18 protein-coding genes and 1 pseudogene are annotated in these 21,604 nt (G+C 42.6%); 13 read left to right on the forward strand and 6 right to left on the reverse strand.

Annotated elements, in window-relative coordinates; translation table 11 throughout:
- Positions 1–27 precede the first annotated feature (27 nt).
- From ndk to der, 9 genes are all read left to right on the forward strand, one after another.
- A complete protein-coding gene (gene ndk / locus MTN96_RS17785; protein ID WP_004586996.1) occupies positions 28–459 on the forward strand; it encodes a nucleoside-diphosphate kinase in 432 nt (143 codons plus the stop codon).
- Positions 460–643: 184 nt separating this feature from the next.
- A complete protein-coding gene (locus MTN96_RS17790; RefSeq protein WP_004586995.1) occupies positions 644–1,774 on the forward strand; it encodes a bifunctional tRNA (adenosine(37)-C2)-methyltransferase TrmG/ribosomal RNA large subunit methyltransferase RlmN in 1,131 nt (376 codons plus the stop codon).
- 126 nt (positions 1,775–1,900) lie between these two features.
- The gene (gene pilW / locus MTN96_RS17795; RefSeq protein WP_248450028.1) at positions 1,901–3,766 is read left to right on the forward strand and encodes a type IV pilus biogenesis/stability protein PilW; all 1,866 of its coding nucleotides are present in this window, start codon (positions 1,901–1,903) and stop codon (positions 3,764–3,766) included.
- Positions 3,763–4,659: a RodZ domain-containing protein gene (locus tag MTN96_RS17800; RefSeq protein ID WP_248532405.1), complete on the forward strand. Its 897-nt coding sequence runs from the start codon at positions 3,763–3,765 to the stop codon at positions 4,657–4,659. The genes pilW and MTN96_RS17800 overlap by 4 nt, the downstream gene beginning before the upstream one ends.
- A 5-nt stretch (positions 4,660–4,664) precedes the next feature.
- Complete coding sequence (gene ispG / locus MTN96_RS17805; RefSeq protein WP_248532406.1) at positions 4,665–5,783, forward strand: flavodoxin-dependent (E)-4-hydroxy-3-methylbut-2-enyl-diphosphate synthase; 1,119 nt, start codon at positions 4,665–4,667, stop codon at positions 5,781–5,783.
- A 396-nt stretch (positions 5,784–6,179) separates the two neighbouring features.
- On the forward strand, positions 6,180–7,460 hold the full coding sequence (gene hisS, locus MTN96_RS17810; protein WP_004586991.1) for a histidine--tRNA ligase: 1,281 nt from the start codon (positions 6,180–6,182) through the stop codon (positions 7,458–7,460).
- 19 nt (positions 7,461–7,479) lie between these two features.
- Positions 7,480–8,100: a tetratricopeptide repeat protein gene (locus tag MTN96_RS17815; protein WP_004586990.1), complete on the forward strand. Its 621-nt coding sequence runs from the start codon at positions 7,480–7,482 to the stop codon at positions 8,098–8,100.
- A gap of 10 nt (positions 8,101–8,110) precedes the next feature.
- Positions 8,111–9,289: an outer membrane protein assembly factor BamB gene (gene bamB, locus MTN96_RS17820; protein WP_004586989.1), complete on the forward strand. Its 1,179-nt coding sequence runs from the start codon at positions 8,111–8,113 to the stop codon at positions 9,287–9,289.
- 74 nt (positions 9,290–9,363) lie between these two features.
- On the forward strand, positions 9,364–10,830 hold the full coding sequence (der, locus tag MTN96_RS17825; RefSeq protein ID WP_004586988.1) for a ribosome biogenesis GTPase Der: 1,467 nt from the start codon (positions 9,364–9,366) through the stop codon (positions 10,828–10,830).
- A 108-nt stretch (positions 10,831–10,938) separates the two neighbouring features.
- Here der and MTN96_RS17830 read toward each other — a convergent pair.
- The 3 genes and pseudogenes from MTN96_RS17830 to MTN96_RS17840 form a co-directional block, all read right to left on the reverse strand.
- Positions 10,939–11,217, reverse strand: a pseudogene (locus tag MTN96_RS17830) (zf-TFIIB domain-containing protein); the annotation flags it as partial.
- A 197-nt stretch (positions 11,218–11,414) separates the two neighbouring features.
- Positions 11,415–11,705, reverse strand: a complete 291-nt coding sequence (locus MTN96_RS17835) for a hypothetical protein (RefSeq protein WP_374275495.1) — start codon at positions 11,703–11,705, stop codon at positions 11,415–11,417.
- A gap of 39 nt (positions 11,706–11,744) precedes the next feature.
- Entirely contained in the window at positions 11,745–12,332 is a 588-nt protein-coding gene (locus tag MTN96_RS17840) for a DUF4202 domain-containing protein (protein WP_248532407.1), read from the reverse strand.
- Positions 12,333–12,549: 217 nt separating this feature from the next.
- On the opposite strand from MTN96_RS17840, the gene MTN96_RS17845 reads away from it, so the two are divergent.
- Positions 12,550–14,277 (forward strand): DUF885 family protein, encoded by a 1,728-nt coding sequence (locus MTN96_RS17845; protein WP_248532408.1) that lies wholly within the window; start codon positions 12,550–12,552, stop codon positions 14,275–14,277.
- Positions 14,278–14,420: 143 nt separating this feature from the next.
- Positions 14,421–15,728: a DASH family cryptochrome gene (locus tag MTN96_RS17850; RefSeq protein WP_248532409.1), complete on the forward strand. Its 1,308-nt coding sequence runs from the start codon at positions 14,421–14,423 to the stop codon at positions 15,726–15,728.
- A 27-nt stretch (positions 15,729–15,755) separates the two neighbouring features.
- Here the strand turns inward: MTN96_RS17850 and MTN96_RS17855 are convergent, their stop codons facing one another.
- Positions 15,756–16,832, reverse strand: a complete 1,077-nt coding sequence (locus tag MTN96_RS17855; protein ID WP_248532410.1) for a YeiH family protein — start codon at positions 16,830–16,832, stop codon at positions 15,756–15,758.
- Between the two features lie 137 nt (positions 16,833–16,969).
- Between MTN96_RS17855 and MTN96_RS17860 the strand changes: the two genes are divergently transcribed.
- A complete protein-coding gene (locus MTN96_RS17860) occupies positions 16,970–17,863 on the forward strand; it encodes a LysR family transcriptional regulator (protein ID WP_248532411.1) in 894 nt (297 codons plus the stop codon).
- Positions 17,864–17,956: 93 nt separating this feature from the next.
- Here the strand turns inward: MTN96_RS17860 and MTN96_RS17865 are convergent, their stop codons facing one another.
- Positions 17,957–18,301, reverse strand: coding sequence for a hypothetical protein (locus MTN96_RS17865; RefSeq protein ID WP_126009495.1), 345 nt, complete (start codon positions 18,299–18,301; stop codon positions 17,957–17,959).
- Positions 18,302–18,440: 139 nt separating this feature from the next.
- Positions 18,441–18,899: a thioredoxin family protein gene (locus tag MTN96_RS17870; RefSeq protein WP_308200660.1), complete on the reverse strand. Its 459-nt coding sequence runs from the start codon at positions 18,897–18,899 to the stop codon at positions 18,441–18,443.
- Between the two features lie 128 nt (positions 18,900–19,027).
- Between MTN96_RS17870 and MTN96_RS17875 the strand changes: the two genes are divergently transcribed.
- Positions 19,028–21,583: a CotH kinase family protein gene (locus tag MTN96_RS17875; RefSeq protein WP_248532413.1), complete on the forward strand. Its 2,556-nt coding sequence runs from the start codon at positions 19,028–19,030 to the stop codon at positions 21,581–21,583.
- Positions 21,584–21,604 lie beyond the last annotated feature (21 nt).

A 21,604-nucleotide genomic window follows, 5' to 3' on the forward strand; every position in this document is an offset into this window, starting at 1 on the left:
TTATTTAAAAATTATTGGAGCATAAAGATGGCTTTAGAGCGTACTTTCTCAATCGTAAAACCTGATGCAGTAGCAAAAAACCACATCGGCGCAATCTACAACCGTTTCGAAACTGCGGGTCTTAAAATCGTTGCAGCTAAAATGGTTCACCTTTCAAAAGAGAAAGCTGAAGGTTTCTACGCAGAGCACAGCGAGCGTCCTTTCTTCGGTGCTTTAGTATCTTTCATGACATCTGGTCCAGTAATGGTTACCGTTCTTGAAGGCGAAAACGCTGTTCTTAAAAACCGTGAAATCATGGGTGCTACTAACCCTGCTGAAGCACTAGCTGGTACTTTACGTGCAGACTACGCTGATAGCATCGACGAAAACGCTGTTCACGGTTCTGACGCTGTTGAATCTGCTGCTCGCGAAATCGCATACTTCTTCGCTGACGAAGAGCTTTGCCCACGTACTCGTTAATTCGAGTTTTACAGTTAACGCTGTAATGCAAAGTAAGAAAAGGGCTTTCGAGCCCTTTTTTAGTCATTACGTAAAGTATCCTTAAGTGCATTTTTGATATTTTACTTAATGATTAAAGTGGGTGAATTGTGTACAATTCGCCCTTGTAAATTTTATCTCCACCGTCACCGATTGAGGTTGTTTCATGACCGAGCAAAAAAAGATTAACTTATTAGATTTAAACCGAGATGCAATGCGCGAGCTATTTGTATCATTCGGTGAAAAGCCATTTCGTGGCGACCAGGTGATGAAATGGATTTATCATTTTGGCGTTGATAACTTTGACGACATGAGCAACGTTAATAAAAAGCTTAAAGAAAAGCTTAAAAACGAATGCGAAATTGTTGCGCCAGAAATCTCTGTTCGCCAGCAAGCAAGCGACGGCACAATTAAGTACGCATTAGTGCTTGATGGCGGCCAAGAAGTTGAAGCTGTATGGATCCCAGAAAAAGACCGCGCCACCTTGTGTGTATCTTCGCAAGTGGGTTGTGCCCTTGAGTGTACGTTTTGTTCAACTGCGCAACAAGGCTTTAACCGTAACCTTAAAGTGTCTGAAATTATTGGCCAAGTTTGGCGTGTAGCTAAAGACATAGGCCTTGATGGCAATAGCGAAAAACGCCCAGTTACCAACGTAGTAATGATGGGTATGGGCGAGCCTCTACTTAATATTAAAAACGTAGTGCCGGCGATGGAACTTATGATGGACGACTGGGGCTTTGGCTTATCTAAGCGCCGCGTAACATTAAGTACCTCAGGGGTTGTACCTGCGCTTGATTTATTAAAAGAAAAAATAGATGTAGCACTTGCTATTTCACTTCACGCACCTGATAACGCTCTGCGTGACGTACTTGTACCAATTAATAAAAAGTACCCAATTGAAGAATTTTTAGCCGCGTGTCGTCGTTATATCGATGGCTCTAAAGCAAATAAAGACGTGACCATTGAATACGTTATGCTAAATGGCGTTAACGACAGCACCGACCAAGCACATGAGCTGGTTAAAACGCTTAAAGGTACACCTTCTAAAGTTAACCTTATTCCGTTTAACCCGTTCCCGGGTAACGAATACACACGCTCTAGCAACAGCCGTATTGACCGTTTTTCTAAGGTTTTACAGGCTGCGGGTATTACGTGTATTGTGCGCCGTACTCGTGGTGACGATATTGACGCCGCCTGTGGGCAATTAGCCGGCGATGTTGTTGACCGTACTAAACGTATGGCGAAAAAGAAAATGCGCGACGATAACGCAATTAGCGTAAATATCCAGCAAGCATAAGCCTGTAACCACCCTGCGTATATTTCCTATGCAGGGTGGTTAAGTTGTTTATTTTTAAATAAATGATGCAACACTAAGGGTTTTAGGTAAGATAGGCGCTATGGATAGAAAAACAGAGACAAGGTAATGCGATCTTTACTTGCTTTAACACTTTCAACACTTGCCCTTACAGGGTGCGTAAGTGAAAGTAGTTATAACGGCAGTGACAAACCCGTCGTCGAAAACAAAATCAATAATGCAGGCGCAGCACGCACTCGTATCGCCCTCGCTTTACAATACTTAGAAACTGGCAACAACTCGCAAGCAAAGTATAACCTTGAGCGAGCTATAGAATTTGCCCCAAATCTACCTGAAGTACATTACTCTCTTGCTTATTATTACCAACAAGTAGGCGAAAAAGAGCGTGCCGATAAAGCCTATCAAAAAGCATTAGCAATTAAGCCTGACGATCCGAACACGCTTAATAACTACGGTGTGTTTTTATGTAGTATTGAAGAGTATGACCGCGCGACCGATCAGTTTTTAAAAGCAATTGATATTCCAAGCTATATTCGCGTTGCCGAAAGCTACGAAAACCTTGCATTATGTGCCATAGAATTTAACGACTTTGAAAATGCAGAGAGTTACTTTAAACAAGCACTTAATCACAGCTCGCAACGTACATCGACCCTAATAAGCTTAGCCGCCCTTTTTTATGCTAAAAGCGATTTACATAAAGCCAGCGAAGTATTAAAGCGTCATGACGACACCGGCCGAGTGTCTGCACGTGCTTTATTGCTTGGTTATTTAATTAAGCAGCGCATGGGCAGAATAGAAGAAGCAGAAAAAATTGCCGCCACCATAATGCAAACTTACCCAACAAGTAAGCAAGCCTATGCTATTCGCGATAATCGTACTAAACAAACTGAGTTTGAAATACTGCGCGAAAAATACCGTAAAGCGCAACTCAAGGAGCTTCAAGAGCAGTATGGCGAAGAGCAAATCAGTGTTGAGCAACCAAAAATTAAAATTATCCGTAAAAAGCGCCCAACTACCGATAATTCGACCAGCTTAATTTCTCCAGGGGTTGAGCCTTCAAGCCCAGTATTAAATGAGACGGCAAAAGCACAGGCAACCATTGCCGCAGCAAACAAACAAAAAACCGTAGCTGAGCAAAATGATGACGCTGCCACTTTCACGCCAGCGGCTCAACCAACGCAGGCTGAAGTAGTTACAACAACAAAAGCAGTAGTGCCAGCTGCGGCAGCGGCTCCAACCGTAACAAATACTGCCCAAGTAGCAACTACAACATCTGCGCCTGCAGAATCTAATACAGATACCGCAGCGGTGCTTTTGGCTTTAACAACGGATCACCAAGCGCAACAAACGTCTACACCCACAGCTGAGCCGCCAAAAGCCGTCGCTAAACAAACACCCAAAGATGATGACGAAGTAAAAATAATTTCATTTGGTGCGCCAAAACAAGCTAACTTTAACACCCCACAAAATACACGCCCTGCTGCAAATGGCCCACAGAATACGGGCTTAAATAATTCGGTAGTATTTTATGAGGCTAAAAAAGACAGTGCGGTATTTAGTAATAACCCATACAGCGACAGTAACGACATTACACTAAAAAACTACCAACCAAGTGTAAAACAAGAGCCTCCCATGCTTAATCCAAAAGTACCCCCTTTAAAGGTGCCTTTTCATATTATTGAGTTTGGTGAAAACCTATTTAGCATTTCAGTGCGATACAATGTTAAACTACAAAAACTCCTGCAGTGGAATGGTCTAAAGGAGTCGGATCGTGTTATCAACGGAAGTAAAATTTATTTAAACGATCCTAATATTTATTACGAGATTAAAGCTGGCGATACCCTTTACGACATAGCTACCCAGCGGCATGTATTAATTGATGAATTAATGCGATGGAATAAATTAAGCCCAGATATAGAACTTACACCTGGGCACAGACTATTACTAGTGGATCCAAATTCGTACCTATTATGACAGAAGAAACTACGCAACAAAGCGATGAGCCAAGTGTTGGGCAACTATTAAAAGCGCACAGAGAGCAAGCGAATGTAAGCTTAGAGTCACTTACTGGCCCACTTAAGCTTTCTATTTCTCAGCTGCAACGCTTAGAGAGCGATCAGTACCAAACGTTAGGCCCAATTACCTTTGTAAAAGGCTACATTAAAAACTATTGCCGTGAACTACACGTCGATAGCGCCCCTATATTAGCTATATTGCCAGCACCGCCCGAGCCTACAAAGCCGGCTAACATGCAAAGCTTTTCGCGCCGCACAGAAAAAGAAGCCCATGACAGCCGCCTAATGCTGGTGAGCTACATTATTTTAGCCATTGTTATTGGCTCATCTGCCTTATGGTTTTGGCAAAATGCTACGCCTATCGATGAGCAAACAAGCACAATCAATATTGAAAATTCAATTTTAGATAACCAGCAAAATAACAACGCGCTAAATAACGAAAGCGAGAACACCTCGCAAATGCAAGCAACACAGGCCGTTGAGCGCACACCGGCTGTAATGCCTTTAAGTGCTGAACAAGTCCCCTTAAGTGAAGCCGTTAATGCCACGGCGCCTATTGCCGCTAGCACCCAAACAGCCACTAACGAGCCCGACACGCAAAGTAACACCAGTACAATTAACATGGTGTTTAACGATGAGAGCTGGGTAGAAATACACGATGGCGAAGGTGAGCGCATAGCATTTGGCGTAAAAAAAGCAGGCTATAAAATGGCTGTAAGCGGCACCCCGCCTTTTTCAGTTGTGCTGGGTAAGCACGACGTAGTTAGTGTTTCTCTAAACGGCGAACCAGTTGATATTTCTGGTTATCCTAAAAATCGTTTAGCCAAATTTAAATTACCATTAGCAGAGTAGTCGCTATGTTTTCAGAATCTCCAATTAAACGCAGAAAATCAACCCGCATCAATGTAGGCAACGTGCCTATTGGTGACGGTGCCCCTATTGCCGTGCAGTCGATGACCAATACCGACACCATGGATATAGATGCCACGGTAGCGCAAATCCAAGCAATACAAGATGCCGGCGCCGACATAGTGCGTGTATCTGTACCAACAATGGATGCCGCAGAAGCGTTTAAAAGTATAAAAGAGCAAGTTAGTATACCGCTTGTAGCCGATATTCACTTTGATTACCGCATAGCGTTAAAAGTGGCAAAATACGGCGTAGATTGCCTACGTATAAACCCAGGAAATATAGGCAGTGAAGAGCGTATTAGAGCCGTTGTAGACTCAGCGCGCGAGCATAATATTCCTATTCGTATTGGTGTAAATGGCGGCTCATTAGAGCGCGACCTACAAGAAAAATACGGCGAGCCAACTCCCGAGGCATTACTTGAATCAGCAATGCGCCATGTAGATATATTACGCCGCCTTGATTTTGACCAATTTAAAATATCGGTAAAAGCATCAGACGTATTTTTAGCTGTAGGCGCTTATCGCTTACTTGCTAAAGAAATAGATCAACCCCTGCATTTAGGGATCACCGAAGCCGGCGGTATGCGCTCAGGCTCGGTTAAATCGGCTGTAGGCTTAGGCATGTTACTTGCCGAAGGTATTGGCGATACGCTACGTGTATCACTTGCTGCCGACCCAGTTCAAGAAATCAAAGTAGGTTTTGATATTTTAAAATCGCTGCGTATACGCTCTCGCGGTATTAACTTTATTGCCTGCCCTAGCTGCTCACGTCAAGAGTTTGATGTAGTAAGCACCATGAACCAGCTTGAAGAGCGCCTAGAAGATGTTGTTGAGCCAATGTCTGTTTCGGTAATTGGTTGTGTCGTTAACGGCCCAGGCGAAGCCCTAGTTAGTGATATTGGCCTTGCCGGTGCAAACCGCCGCTCAGGTTTATACATTAATGGCGAGCGTCAAAAAGCGCGTATTGATAACAACAACATTATTGACCAGCTTGAAGGTTACGTGCGCGACTTTATTGCTCAAAAAGAGCAGCAAACACCTATCGACATTAAAATAGTCGAATAAATACCGTATAAAGCGCCAAACCACGCTGTTTGGCGTTTACCTTTATAGCTAGAGGATACCCAAACGACCCCAAGATACAGAATTCAGCGTTTCACAGGCTCTTAATATCAAGGCGTTACTTTGCAAGAATGGCAATCCCTTTTAAAAAGTAACAACGATGAGAGTAAGTGTCTGTGAACCGCCCAACGGGTTGGTTTAAAAGCGATTTATACTGCGTTATTGATTTTAACAATAGAACCACTATTACTTTCAATCAATGCCTTGCCTAAATCGCTTTTAATTCAAACGACGCTCGCATCATGGGGTCATTTGGGTATATAATGACGGGTCAATTTTTAGCATTCTTGTTGTGTAAGCATTTTTTTATTACACATAAACAGTAATTAGGATTTATCAGTGGCAAAACAAATTCAGGCAGTTCGCGGTATGAACGATTGTCTGCCGGGCGACACGCAAGTTTGGCAGAAAGTAGAAAACATTTTACGCGAGACAGTAGCATCGTTCGGTTATCAAGAAATTCGTTTTCCTATTGTAGAATCAACCGACTTATTTAAACGCTCTATTGGTGAAGTAACCGATATAGTAGAAAAAGAAATGTACACCTTTGCCGATCGTAACGGCGACATGCTAACCCTTCGCCCAGAAGGCACCGCAGTGTGTGTACGTGCAGGTAACCAAAATGGCTTGCTTTATAACCAAGAGCAGCGCCTGTGGTACATGGGCCCGATGTTTCGTCATGAGCGCCCTCAAAAAGGCCGCTACCGTCAGTTTCACCAATTTGGTTTAGAAACATTTGGTATTGCCACAGCCGACATAGACGCAGAAGTTATTTTACTTACCGCGCAATTATGGAAAGCATTTGGCATTAACGAACACGTGCGTTTAGAGCTTAACTCGTTAGGCTCTAACGAAGCGCGTGCTGATTACCGCGATGCACTCGTTGCCTACCTTGAACAACATACCGACGTGCTTGATGAAGATTCAAAGCGCCGTATGTACTCAAACCCATTACGTGTACTTGATAGCAAAAACCCAGACGTGCAAGCAATCTTAGTGGATGCGCCTAAATTGTCTGAGCATTTAGATGCTGAATCAAAAGAACATTTTGCAAATTTATGTGAACGTTTAGACGCAGCTGGCGTCATATACACGGTTAATGAAAAGTTAGTACGTGGTTTAGACTACTACAACCGCACAGTATTTGAATGGGTAACAGATAGCCTAGGTGCACAAGGTACAGTGTGTGCTGGCGGACGCTACGATGGCTTAGTTGAGCAACTTGGCGGCAAAGCAACGCCCGCAGTTGGTTTTGCTATGGGTCTAGAGCGCTTAGTACTGTTACTCCAAGCACTTGAGTGCGTAGGTGACATTCGCCGCAATGCTGATGTATATTTAGCGGCAATGGGCGACAAAGCCAGCGTACAAGCCCCTGCCATTGCAGCGCAACTGCGTAGCGACGTACCCGGTTTACGCGTTATGGTGCATGCCGGCGGCGGTAACTTTAAAAAACAACTAAAACGAGCTGATAAAAGCGATGCACTAGTGGCTGTTATTATTGGCGAAGATGAATTAGAAAAAGGCGTTGTGACCATAAAGTATTTACGTGAGCGTAAAGAGCAAGTCACACTAGAATTAGAACAAGCTAAAGCGCTATTAGCTGAGCTTATCAATAGCTAAGCTAACTTAAGAGGTAATAATGGACATTTATTCAACAGAAGAACAACAAGCAGAAGCCATTAAGCGCTTTTTTCGCGAAAACGGTATTTCACTTGCGCTAGGTGTAATTGTAGGTTTAGGCGGCTTATACGGTTGGAAAGCATACAACCAAAACCAAATTACAACTGCTGAGCAAGCGTCTGACGAATATACAACACTTGTACAAAGTGACGATGTACTTGGCGCAGCCGATACATTCATTAAAAACAACCAAGACACAAGCTATGCAACTTTAGCCGCTTTTGTTGCGGCAAAAGACGCTGTTGATGCAAAAAAATTAGACCTTGCTAGCGAAAAACTTAGCTGGATTGTTACAAACGCCCAAAGCGAAGAGCTTAAAGCCATTGCCATTACGCGTTTAGCACGTATTCAACTTGCGCAAAGTAAATTTGACGAAGCCCTAAGTACATTAAACTCACCCCTACCAGAGGCATATAACGCCAATGTAGCTGAGCTAAAAGGCGATATTTACATTGCACAAGGTAATAAAGACCAAGCTCGCACTGCGTATCAAGCAGCTGCCGATGCAGGCGGTTTAACAACAAACCCTTTATTACAAATTAAATTAGACGACCTAGCAGTAACTAGCCCAGCGGCATAAGGTTTTAGGTATGAAAAAAATAACAACAGCAACTCTCGCACTGTGCATGGCAACGCTAATGGGTTGTTCATCAAGTGATGACGAAGACGAGTTAGTACTTCCTGAAATTGTTAATCAATTTGAAACAGACGTAGTGTGGCAAGAGTCGGTTGGCAGTGGTGTAGAACATTATTTTTCTCGCTTATCGCCTGCTGTATACAAAGACACTATTTATGTAGCTAGCCGCGAAGGCCAAATTGAAGCGCTTTCGCTTACTAATGGCGACACGTTATGGGAAACCGACGTACGTGAAGATTTATCGTTTTGGCCATGGTCAGATAACGGCACAGCAAAATTATCAGGCGGTATATTACAAGCTTATGGTAAAATTTACGTAGGCTCTGAGCACGGATTTATTATTGCCCTTGACCGCGAAACGGGTGAAGAAGTATGGCGTAAAAATGTGCCAGGCGAAGCGTTATCAAAACCAGCTGCGGGCGATGGTCTAATTTTTGTTAATTTAGGCTCGGGTAAACTATTAGCGCTGCACCCAGATACAGGCGAAGAACGCTGGAACTTTGAACAAGAAGTACCACCGCTTACATTGCGTGGCCAAAGCTCGCCAACAGTTGCAAACGGTGGTGTGTTAGTAGGCTTAGAAACAGGTAAATTAAGTGTACTCATTTCAGAGAGCGGTTATTCAGCATGGAGTGCAGAAATTGCCGTTGCTAAAGGCGCATCAGAATTTGAGCGTTTGGTTGATGTAGACACACAACCAATTATTAGCGGCCCTTACGCTTATGCTATTGCATACAACGGTAACCTAGCAGCAGTAGATATTCGTTCAGGCAATGTTGTATGGAAACGTGAATACAGCAGCTACCGCGAAATAGCGATGGATGCACAAACTATTTACCTAGTAGATAGCGAAGGCGTAATTTACGCATTAGATAAAAATTCAGGTATTGAACGTTGGAGCCAACCCGCTCTACGAGGTTGGTACCTAACAGGCCCTGCAGTTGCAGGTAGCCACTTAGCTTTAGGTGACCAAGAAGGTAACCTACATTGGCTAAACAAAGACACTGGCGAGTTAGTATCTCGTGAAGAATTTGACAGCTCAGGCTTTTTTGTTGAGCCGGTTGTAGCCGACGACAAGCTAATTTTATACACCCGTGATGGTGAAGTTAGTGTGGTAAACACCCCTAACTAACTAGCTAACACTTAAAGGTTTTTTGTAAGGCTTCGCACTGCGAAGCCTTTTGTTGTTTTTTAAAGAGGTAGTTTATGCTTCCCGTGATCGCTCTAGTTGGGCGACCCAATGTGGGCAAATCCACATTATTTAACCGTTTAACACGTACTCGTGATGCACTCGTAGCCGATTTTCCAGGTTTAACACGAGATAGAAAATATGGCCAAGCTAATTACGATGGCTATGAATTTATCGTGGTAGACACGGGTGGTATTGATGGCTCTGAAGAAGGCATCGAAACCGAAATGGCCGACCAGTCGTTACTTGCCATTGAAGAAGCCGATATTGTGTTGTTTTTGGTTGATGCCCGCGTAGGCATGACCGTTGCTGACCAAGCCATTGCTAATCACTTGCGCAAGCAAGAGAAAAAAAGCTTTGTGGTTGCCAACAAAACAGATGGCATTGACGCCGACTCAAACTGTGCAGAATTTTATCAATTATCATTAGGTAATATTCACCATATTGCAGCAGCACATGGGCGTGGTATTACTCAGCTTTTAGAGCACACTTTACAGCCTGTAATTGCAGAGCTTGCAGCACTAGATGAAGACGTTGCTGATGACGATGAAGAGTTAATCGACCTTTATCAAGAAGCTGAAGGCGACGATACAGACCATCAAGCGTTTGCCGATAAACCAGTAAAACTGGCTATTATTGGTCGCCCTAACGTAGGTAAGTCTACACTTACAAACCGTATACTCGGTGAAGAACGTGTAATTGTATACGATATGCCGGGCACCACTCGCGACTCTATTTATATTCCGATGACTCGTAACGACAAAGAATATATTTTAATAGATACCGCAGGTGTTCGTAAGCGTAAAAAAGTAAGCGACGTGGTTGAAAAGTTTTCAGTAATTAAAACGCTTCAAGCCATTGAAGATGCAAACGTTGTATTACTGGTTGTTGATGCTCGCGATGGTATTTCTGATCAAGACTTAAGCTTATTAGGTTTTGCGCTTAACTCAGGTCGTTCATTGGTTATTGCCGTGAACAAATGGGATGGGCTTGATGATTACGTCAAAGATCGTATTAAAACAGAGCTTGATCGCCGTTTAGGCTTTATTGACTTTGCACGCTTACACTTTATATCTGCACTTCACGGTACAGGTGTTGGTCATTTATTTGAATCGGTTGATGAAGCGTACGAGTCAGCAACTAAACGTATTAGCACCGCAATGCTACGCCGTATTATGGACATGGCACAGGCCGATCATCAGCCGCCACTTGTTCGTGGTCGTCGTGTTAAGCTTAAATATGCGCATGCCGGTGGTTATAACCCGCCACGTATTGTAATTCACGGTAACCAAGTTCACGATTTACCAGATAGCTACAAACGCTACCTGATGAACTACTACCGTAAAGCACTTAAAATTATGGGCACCCCAATCAAAATTGAATTTAGAGAAGGTGATAACCCATTTGCAGGGCGTACTAACAAAGTAACGCTTTCGCAAAAACGTAAAATACGTGCCTTTGCCAAAGAAAACCGTAATAAATAAATTCGTTAGAGTTAATTTACTACAGAAAAACGGCGTACTTTTTAGTACGCCGTTTTTTATGCTTTATACCAATTAGTTTAATTGAGTGATTTATTTTGAGGCTTGGTATTAAAGATTAAGTAATGCCAATTGCACCAGCCGTTCAACGGTGGTGTCTTGGCTATTTTTAGGCGCTTTGGGGTAATACTTAGATTTTGGCGGCTTAATAGATATAAACCCATGATTGGTGGCCATTTCATGCGCTAACAGCTTTCGCTCTTTGGGTGTTAAATGGTTTTCGTGTATTTTTGCAAGTTCGCCGCTATCAAGCCATATGCCAGCGCAACCTGGGCACTCGTCTATCTCAACCACTTTGAGCGGTGAAAAAAACCGGCGCATCATCACTATATCTAGGGTCTGTTGATCTTTCAAGGTTAAATTTGCAGCAGCCTGTTTGGTATTTAGGCAAGGCAGAGCCTATGTAGTGTGGTTATTCCCCATAAATAGGCGATAACGTAGCATTAATGCCAAACAGGCGCTACCCAAAGGGTTCTTCCTAGGGACTATTTACTCTTTGTTGCTTGGCTTTTACTTAGTCCACTAGGTTACAAACCTCGCGCCGTGATTAAATAGCCCCTAGTTTGAACAAATTTCAATCCGCAAAGTTCAACAGACCCTAAGCACTTTGGGCAATTTACTCGCGATGATACATCGCCCTCACCTTCAATGTAATTACTCAAATACTTAAGTAATACCTGACCATGCTTTAACTCTGGCGAGCTAAACTTAAAAATTTGGCTGTTATCAAAAAATACGCCGCCTTGCGCTGACGTAAAAACAGTAATCCCGCCAATTAATAACGGCTCAAGAGAGGTATTTGTGCGTGGGCATAACATTCTAAAATCCTTTTATTTTAATACTTAACTTACACTACTTTACTCAAGTGCTTTATGAATAAGCCCAACAAGCGGCGCAGGTAATGTAATATTACCTGCAAGTACAAACTCATGCGCGTCGTCTGACATTTTTTGCCATGTACGGCGAATAATCCCTATCCATTTTTGCTCATCGTAATCAGGCTTACTATTAGCAAACCCGAGCATGTAATGCTCAATAAATACCAGGCTTGCTACATCTTCTACTAATTGGCTGTCTGGGTTACGTTTAATATTTTTTTTAGCAACTGCATCGTACACTCTGTTTTGCTCAGCATCGCTGTACCCAGCTTGCTGCATAAGCGCAACAACGCTACTGGCATGAAATATATAAAGCGCACTGCGCCACTGATGATAGCCTTGCTTGTTCATTGCAAAGTCGCTACGCGGCGACTTCCAACGTTGTATATGCTGCCCACGCACTGCAATTTGCATGAGTTCATCGGCATCAGGCTTAAAGCGAGTTAGCATATCGCTCATACGCTGTGAGTATAAATACTCTTTAGGAACACTCTCCCCATTAAATTGCTCACTGTTTGGGTCTTGGTTGTTTGCTTCATCAATTAAGGCGATTACTTTATTAAACATGACGGTCATTTTTTATAATAAGTTTTAATCATTCTAAACGCTGATAAAACAATAAACTAGTGCGCCACTCAGTTACGCAGTGAAATTTGTTCAATCAAAAAGTAAAGCCTAGAGGTACAAGTTATAAAAGTAAGCGCATTGATTAAGTTAACTTGGTACTATATTGAGCACAAATTAAAATAAAAAAGCGCGACTAACTCGCCAATAACGGATCACTATGTTTAAAAAACGTATTTTAGCTATTTGCTTAGCAGCCGCCTCGCTACCAAGCCTTGCCGACAGTAACAGCGATTTAAAAACCATTATTGATAACCACTGGCAAAATGCCAAAGCTGAAAAAATATTTTTTCGGACCGATCCAGACGGTTGGAAACCAAACGGCACATTACCAAATTGGAGCGAGCAAGCCATTGCAAAGCGCCAAGCTTATAACAACAGCGTACTAAAAAGCTTAGCCAACATTGATCCAAAAACGCTCAACAAGGATCAGCTAATGAACTACCGCTTATTTAAATATGAGCGAGAAACCGAGCAGCAAAGCTACCTTTATCAAGATAAGTATTTTCCGGTAAACTTTTTGAGTGGCTGGCATACCTACTTTGCAGAAGCACCCGCTAATATGGCTTTTTTAACAGCTGATGATTACAACGCATTTTTAATCAGCCTTGCCGACTACCCGCGCTTTAATCAGCAAAATATTGATTTAATGAAAGAAGGGATAAAAACAGGATTTACCCATTACTGTAAAACCTTTGAAAATTACAGCCAAAGCATTAGCGCGCACATAGTTAAAAACCCCGAAAACAGCGCCCTTTACGAGCCCTTTACGCGTATACCTAATACCTTTAGTAAAGCGCAAAAATCAAACTTAAAACAAAAAGCCCAAGCCATAATTAAAGATAAAGTAATTCCTGCGTATCAGCATTTTTACGACTTTTTTGAAAATGACTATATGCCACACTGTAGAGCGCAGCCGGGCATAGCAGGCGTTAAAGGCGGGCTTGATTACTACAAGTACACGGTTAATTACTACACCACAACAAACGCCACACCTAAACAAATACATGAGTTAGGCCTTAAAGAAGTCGCGCGTATTAAGGCGCAAATGCAAAATATTATTGATGAAGTAGGCTTTGATGGCACCTATAGTGAGTTTTTAGAATTTTTAGCAACCGATGAGCAATTTTACGCAAAAGACGCGCAAGACTTGCTAGAAAAAACCGCGTTCATTACGCAAAAAATGTATGGCAAATTGCCCACTTACTTTGGCCACTTACCGCGTAACACCTTTACTATTAAGGGCTCAGCAAGTCGTGGTGCATTTTATATGCCACCGCCAGATAACCGCTCACCAGGCACTTACTTTTTAGCCTCAACACCTAAACTGCAGCCTTTATATAATTTAGAAGCACTTAGTCTGCACGAAGCCATACCCGGGCACCATTTACAAAACGCCATTGCTATGGAGCTAAATGTACCCGAATTTAGACGCACACTTAGCCACTCTGCATTTGGCGAAGGTTGGGCACTATACACAGAGCGCTTAGGTAAAGAAGCTGGTTTTTATCAAAGCCCATACAGCGATTTTGGCCGTTTAGGCTACGAAATGTGGCGTGCAGTGAGGCTTGTTGTTGATACCGGCATTCATGCCTTTGGTTGGAGCCGCCAAAAAGCAATTGATTACTTAGCCAGTCACACCGCTTTACCACAAAGTGCGGTGGAAGATCAGATAGATCGTTACATTTCATGGCCAGGCCAAGCGCTCTCGTACAAAATGGGCGAAATAAAAATACGAGAGCTTCGCGCAAAAGCCGAAAAAGAACTCGGCGCTCAATTTGATATACGCAGCTTTCACGACACTGTTATTGGCCAAGGCTCATTGCCTATGGCAGTGCTTGAAGACGTTATAAACGATTGGATAGCAGAACAAAAACCAGTAAGTTAAAACAATACTTTTAAACACGACTTTTAAACACTAAAGGGCGGTAAGTTTATCGCCCTTTTCAAAACCGCATTAAATACCTCAAAACTAATCCCTACCCGCTTTTGCTTCGTAAACTTAATGATTACAAAAACCAGAGCATAAGTATGAGCAAACGCATTTTATATTGGCTACAAAACGATTTACGCCTAACCGATAACCCAGTTTTTAGTGACCTTGCTACTAGGCAGTGCGCGCTTGATGTTGTATTTGTTATAAACCCGCACTGGTTTAAAAATAATAATTACCAACAAAAACCTTACGGCATACACAAACAGCAATTTTTAATGCAAAGCTTGTACGAGCTACAACAAACACTTATTGAGCGCGGGCAAACCCTGCATGTGCTTGAGGGCGAACCCGTATCGCTTTTAAAAGCGCGTATTAATGAGCAAAATATTGATGAAGTTGTATACAGCGAACAATTTGGCGTGTACGAGCAACGCCAAATAAGCTTACTCAAAGCACATTGCCTCAATACACAATTTACAGGAACGCAGCAAGACACGCTCTTTAAGCAAAATGACCTCCCCTTTGATTTAAGCGAATTACCCAAACACTTTACCCCGTTTCGTAAAAAGGTAGAGGCCGCTAATAGCCCTATTACACCAACAACTTTGCCAAACGGCTTGCTGCCTAAGCCAATAACTTTATGCGCAAAAAAACCTATAGAACGTATAACAAATAAAGGCGCAATGCATGGCGGGTTTAACAGTGCGCAAGCTCATTTAAAGCAATACTTTGCAGGCGCAATGCCAAGTACTTATAAAACGACTCGCAACGAACTTGATGGCTTTAACAACACCACCAAATTTAGTACTTGGCTTGCCTTTGGCTGTATAAGTGCAAAACAAGTTTACAAAGCAGTAGAAAATTACGAGCAATGCAATACGGCAAACGAGTCTACTTATTGGATTAAATTTGAACTGCTATGGCGAGAGTATTTTAAATGGCACGCACTTAAAGCAGGTAACACCCTGTTTAGCTTTAAAGGGCAAAAACAAACTAAACCGCTTACTACTTTTACACCTACACGCTTTGCTGCTTGGTGTAACGGCACAACGCCTTACCCGCTTGTAAATGCCATTATGAAAGAGCTAAACACTACGGGTTACATTTCAAACCGAGCAAGGCAAATTGCAGCAAGCTGTTTAGTAAACGAGCTTGCCCTTGATTGGCGATACGGCGCAGCCTATTTTGAGCAACAATTGATTGATTACGATGTAGCAGCAAACTGGGGCAACTGGCAATACATAGCCGGTGTGGGGGTTGACCCGCGTGGCGGCCGCCACTTTAATATACAAAAGCAAACGGCGCAGTTTGACCCAAATGGTATTTATACCAATAAATGGCACGGGCACAGTAATAAAACGCAGCAGCTCGATCACTTAAACGAAGTAGATTGGCCTATTTAAGCCAATCTCCCTCCACCAGGTTATATTTTAAAACAGCTGCGCAATGCCTATATTAATGGCAAAGCCAGCTAAGGTTAAAAACAAAAATAAACAGCCTGCTAATAACAGTGGTTTTATACCCGCTTGGCGAATAGCGCCAACATGTGTACGCAGCCCAAGTGCGACCATGGCAATGGTGAGTAGTATATTGTCAAACCATATAATGGCGCTTGTAGTACCTTGCGGAATAACCGATAACGAATGCACACCACTTGCCACTATAAATAACACTGCAAACCAAGGGATTGTAATTCCTGATTTTTGCTCGCCGCCCTGTGCGTTTATGTTTGCATGCTTTTTACTTTGCCAAAACGATAAGCCCACTAAAAATGGCGCAAGCATCATTACACGGAGCATTTTTTCTATCACGGCGGTGTCGGCTGCATTGGCACTTACCGCAGTCCCTGCTGCTACCACTTGCGCAACTTCATGAATGGTTGAACCAACAAAAATACCGTACGCATGCTCACTCACACCCATATATTCAAACATAATTGGGTAGGCAAACATACTTAACGTGCCAAACACCACAACCGTTGCCACCGCTACAGATACTTTATGCGCTTGTGCTTTTATAACTGGTTCAGTTGCCATTACCGCTGCGGCGCCACAAATAGAGCTACCCGCACCTATTAGTATGGTTGTTTGTTCATCAAGCTTAAAAACGCGCTTACCTAGCTGTACTGCTAATATAAACGTACCAAGCAGCATTACCACATCGGTTAATAGGCCATGCCAGCCTACATCCGCTACTTGCGCAAAAGTAATTCTAAACCCAAATAAAATAACGCCCGCTTTGAGTAATATACTTTTAGCGTAATCAACGCCTACATCTGTACGCGTAGCTATACGCGAAAACACACTGTTACCCACAATAATGCCAAGCACAATACCAATTGTTAAGGAGCTAAATTGCGCACTTTGCATTATAGGTAACTTACTTAATGCAACAGATGCCCCCGCTAACACAACCACCAGCAGCATACCTAACCACCAGCGCGTATCGCCGTATTGCTTAGTATTAATACCCAAAGGCTGAAAACTATTTTTAATAGCGCTAAGCATAATATTCCCTCACTTAAACCATATTGATGTGTTGACTTAATTGTAAGAAAGCTCAAAATATAACTCCAATATATTAAAATCATGATTTGATAACTTAAAGTTATACAATTTAGAGTTATGCAATTTAAGGTTATACAATGAACTTACATGCACTTAGGGTGTTTTATACAGTGGCTAAATTGGGTAGCTTTTCAGGCGCAGCCGAAGCGCTTTGTATAAGCCAGCCCGCTGTTTCTAAAGCGCTAAAAGAGCTAGAGCATCAGTTAAATATTCAACTTATTGAACGTGCATCTAAGGGTAAAAAGCTCACCTTAAGCGAGGGCGGCCAAGCTTTGTATGATCACGCCCGCAGTATTTTTGCTATCGAAAAAGCCGCCATTGAAGATATTAAATCGCGCACAGGGCTTAAGCGCGGTACATTAGTTATAGGCACCAGCACCACCATTGCCAGTTATTGGCTACCGCCTTATTTAGCCAAATTTTGTGCGCAGTACCCGCATATAAAAGTAGAAGTACAAGTGGCTAATACCGCGCAAATTGAGCATGCCTTACTTGAATGCACTATCGATTTAGCACTGGTTGAAGGCACACCTACCGAGCCGCACATTATTAGTAAGCACTGGCAAAATGATTTAATGAGTGTGGTTATACCGAGCAACTTTAAGCCCACTAAAGACTTAAAAGCGTGGTTAAACGAGCAGTTTTGGCTATTACGCGAGCCAGGCTCTGGCACGTTAGAAATGTCGGTAAAGTTATTAGCACAACATGGCGTACAGGCTGAGCAAAGTATGCAATTAGGCAGCAACGAAGCCATTGCAAGGGCTGTTGCTCAAGGTATGGGGGTCGCTTTATTGCCAAACGTAGTCACTGAAGATTTAGTGCAGTTAGGCAAATTAACGCGCCTGAGCCAAAAAAATAACGAGCAACTCTCTCGCCCTCTTTATCAACTGCATTATAAAGACAGACCCTCTTCACACGCTGCGCAAGCCTTCGAAAAAAGTTTATTTAGTGCTCAATTTTTAAATGAGTGAATTTAACGCGCGTCGTAAATTTACATAAACGTTAAAGCGAGCGTTGATAACTCGTGATGTGTGAGACAGTTTGTCCTCTATCGCTTATGTTTGTTAGGGTTTTGTGAGCTCATAAGCACGAGCTATAACTAAAGGAAAAAAATCTCCGCCTAAAATTACTGCCCATTGCCCACAACCAAAACGTTCAATACGATTTGCATCTGTCAATACATTACGTAAATTATCAGGGGAAGCATTATCTATATTTGAAATGATATTTTTTACTTCTTTTGGGTCATAATCAATTTTTAACCACGGAGGGGAACATAGACTATTCATAAATTCAGAAATAACTTCAGGATAATTAGGGTAGCCACTAGAACTATCAATATCAGGTAATGCCTGCTTAGCTAACCTAAAGTTTTCTTCAAGCTTTTCTACATCACTTTTTAAAAACATACTTCCTCCTTAAAAAAACAAAGGGGTAAAATCCTGACCTCTCATATTGAAATACTAAGAGATCATTCATAACAGCCCACAAGCTAACTTATAAGTCTATTAGGCTGAATCAGTAAACTCTCATATCCCCAAGCTCTACTCACAAACCCTGCGTTAAATCTTGTGCCAATGTACCCGTTGGTTTTTCAATTACGCGTACTAACTCTTTACCATCGTCTTTTACTATAAACGTTGGCGTGTATTGCAAGTCGTGCGCCTGTGCTATTCCAGCGTCGTCTTGCTTGTTGTAACCCACGGCCACATATTTAACGCTTGCAAGTTTTACCTTAGACGCATCAAGTAACTTAATAAGCTTTGGTACTTCGCGTTGGCTGTCGTGACACCAAGTGCCAAATAATACAACTAATGCCTTGCCTTCTAGCTTTTGCATTAAGGCTATATCTTGCTCGGTTGGCGTAAATGCGTTGTACTGCTTATTAAACTTATCGTAATCGTTTAATAGTACATCAGTTGTAATATCGCCCGAAAATGGCGCAGTAGCGGCATTACTTACAAGCGGCATGCTTAACGCGCACAATAAAATTAATTGTTTAAACATAAGGTTAAAGTAACTTTTAAAGTGAGTAATTAAGCTCACTATACTGAATATTACTGAATGTTTACACATTGTTTGCACCTTCTATTTTTATAGTTTGCCCACTTTAATAAAATAATAAGCGTGCATACATGAATATAAAACCTTTTATATTTTATTCAGTTATCGCCTCTACTACATTTTTATATGGCTGTGGCGGTACTGAGCAAACAACCGATAGCAGCACAGAGCAAACTGACTCATCATCAACAACCACCTCCACGGGCTTAGTTATTAACGAAATTGTCGCAAGCCCAAGCGATACCACCTACGATTGGATTGAGCTATACGCCACTGAAGATATTGCCGACTTATCGGTATTTTCGCTTGTTGATGATAACGCCGATAGAGTGCCTCAAGCTTTACCCGCAGTAGCGCTTTCGCAAGGTGAGTTTATTGTTATTCAAGCCATTGATGAAACCGACACGCCGCCCGATAGCGGTTATTACGTTACCTTTAAACTAGGGAGTGACGATGCGGTTACATTATATGAGGACGGCACTGCTATCTCCGTACTTGATTGGGAAGAAGGCGAAGCCGCTGAAGGCTTTAGTTACGGCTTATACACCGATGGCACCGGCACCGCGCAAACACTAACGCCAACAGAGGGCGCAGCTAACCAAACAGCCGATACCTCTTCACTTGTTACAACTTTAATTGCTGAAGATGCACCACTTCGTATAAACGAAGTAGTAGCAAAAGACAGCAGCGGCGGCGAGGACTGGATAGAGCTTTATGTAACAAGCAGTAGCGATGTTTATTTAGCCGACTACACACTAAGTGATGACAATAACGAGCAATTTGCACTACCTGATATTACGTTATCGCCTGGTGAGTTTTACCGCATTTACGCAAGCACCGATGATTTAGGCGACCTGCCAAGCGTTGCGTTTAAATTAGGCTCAAGCGATACCGTAAGCCTTTACAGTAACAATGTAATTATAGAGCAGTTATCGTGGAATAAAGGCCAAGCGCTAAATGGTTACAGCTATGGCCGCTACCCAGATGGCAGCGATGCAACTGCAGTACTCACTCCAACAGAGCTTAGCTCAAACAGCCAAGCAACCCACGGGCCACTCGTTATTAACGAAATAGTGGCAAGCGCCGCAGACGACGGCAACGACTGGTTTGAGCTATACAACAACAGCGAAAATACAATTAACTTAGCCAACTACCAAGTTATTGATGAAAGCGACGACATAGACCCCGTAACCCTGCCCGACATAGATTTATACGCAGGTGAATACATTACTATTTATGCCACCGATGAAGACCCAGGCACTTACTACGTCCCTTTTAAACTAGGCAAAGAAGACGGGCTAAGCTTAATACTCAACGATGAAGTAATTGACTACATTGACTGGGATGAAAGTGATGTAGCCACAGGCTTTAGTTACGGCCTAAGTAGCAGTACAGGCTTTACTCATGCGTTTTTAACACCTACTCCAAGTAGTGAAAATACAGTTGCAACCGCCTTTACACCCACAGCGGTTAATACGCTTTCTATTACAATTAGCGACGAAAACTGGCAAGACATTCTAGATAACCCACTTGATGAGCAGTACCACGAAACCGCTATTACCTTTAACGGGGTAACACTCGATAGCGTGGCTATTCGCACTAAAGGCGGCTCAAGTTTAAGCAGCGTTGCCAACTCTAGCAGCGACCGTTACAGCTTTAAGGTTGATATTAACGAATATGTGTCGGGGCAAAAGTTTTTTGGGCTAAAAAAATTCACACTACAAAACTCGTTTAACGACCCGTCGTACATGCGTGAAGTAATCGCCTACGAGCTAATGGATGAAATGGGCGTGCCAACGCCTGAGCATGCTTACGTTAACTTTTATGTAAACGGCGAACTATTTGGTTTGTATTTAATGGTAGAAGCCGTAGATGGCGAATTTGTTGAAAAACACTTTACCAACAGTAATGGCGATTTATACAAGCCAGATGGCACAGGCAGCGATTTATTATGGCTAGGTGACGACATACAAAGCTATACCGATATAAACCTGCAAACCAACGAAGAAACCACAGATAACGGCGCCTTTATTAACTTTGTAGAATCGCTCGATAAAGGCGAAACCAGCGCCATAGAAGTAGACACACTTTTACGTTATATGTCGGTTAGTACTTCACTGTCTAATTTAGATAGCTACCACGGCCCGCTTGCACATAACTATTATATTTACGATGACGATGGCGTATTTAGCATTTTGCCGTGGGATTTTAACGAGTCATTCGGCACATTTAACATGGATTGTAATAGCGTAGATGTAAGAGAGCTCTACATTGATGAGCCTGTAAGCGGCGCATTAAGCGAGCGCCCATTAATTGCTAATGTATTTGCCGAGCAAAGCCACCTCGATACGTACCACAGTTACTTAACACAGCTTATTAATGGCTCACTTTCAAGCGACACATTTAACGCACGCGTAAATGAAATAGCCGATTTAATTCGTGAGCACGTACAAAACGACCCAACTAGCTTTTATGGCTCAACCTACTTTGAGCAAAACCTAACCTCTACCACGGGGCAGTTTTACGGCTTAACCTCGTTTATGGAGTACCGCGTAGCAAATATGGCCGCGCAGCTTGATGGCACATTGCCCTCAGCGGGTGATGGCAGCGGATTTTGCTCTAGATAAACAACCCATCCTTGATGCGGT

The sequence above is a fragment of the Pseudoalteromonas sp. 2CM28B genome (genome assembly GCF_023161935.1).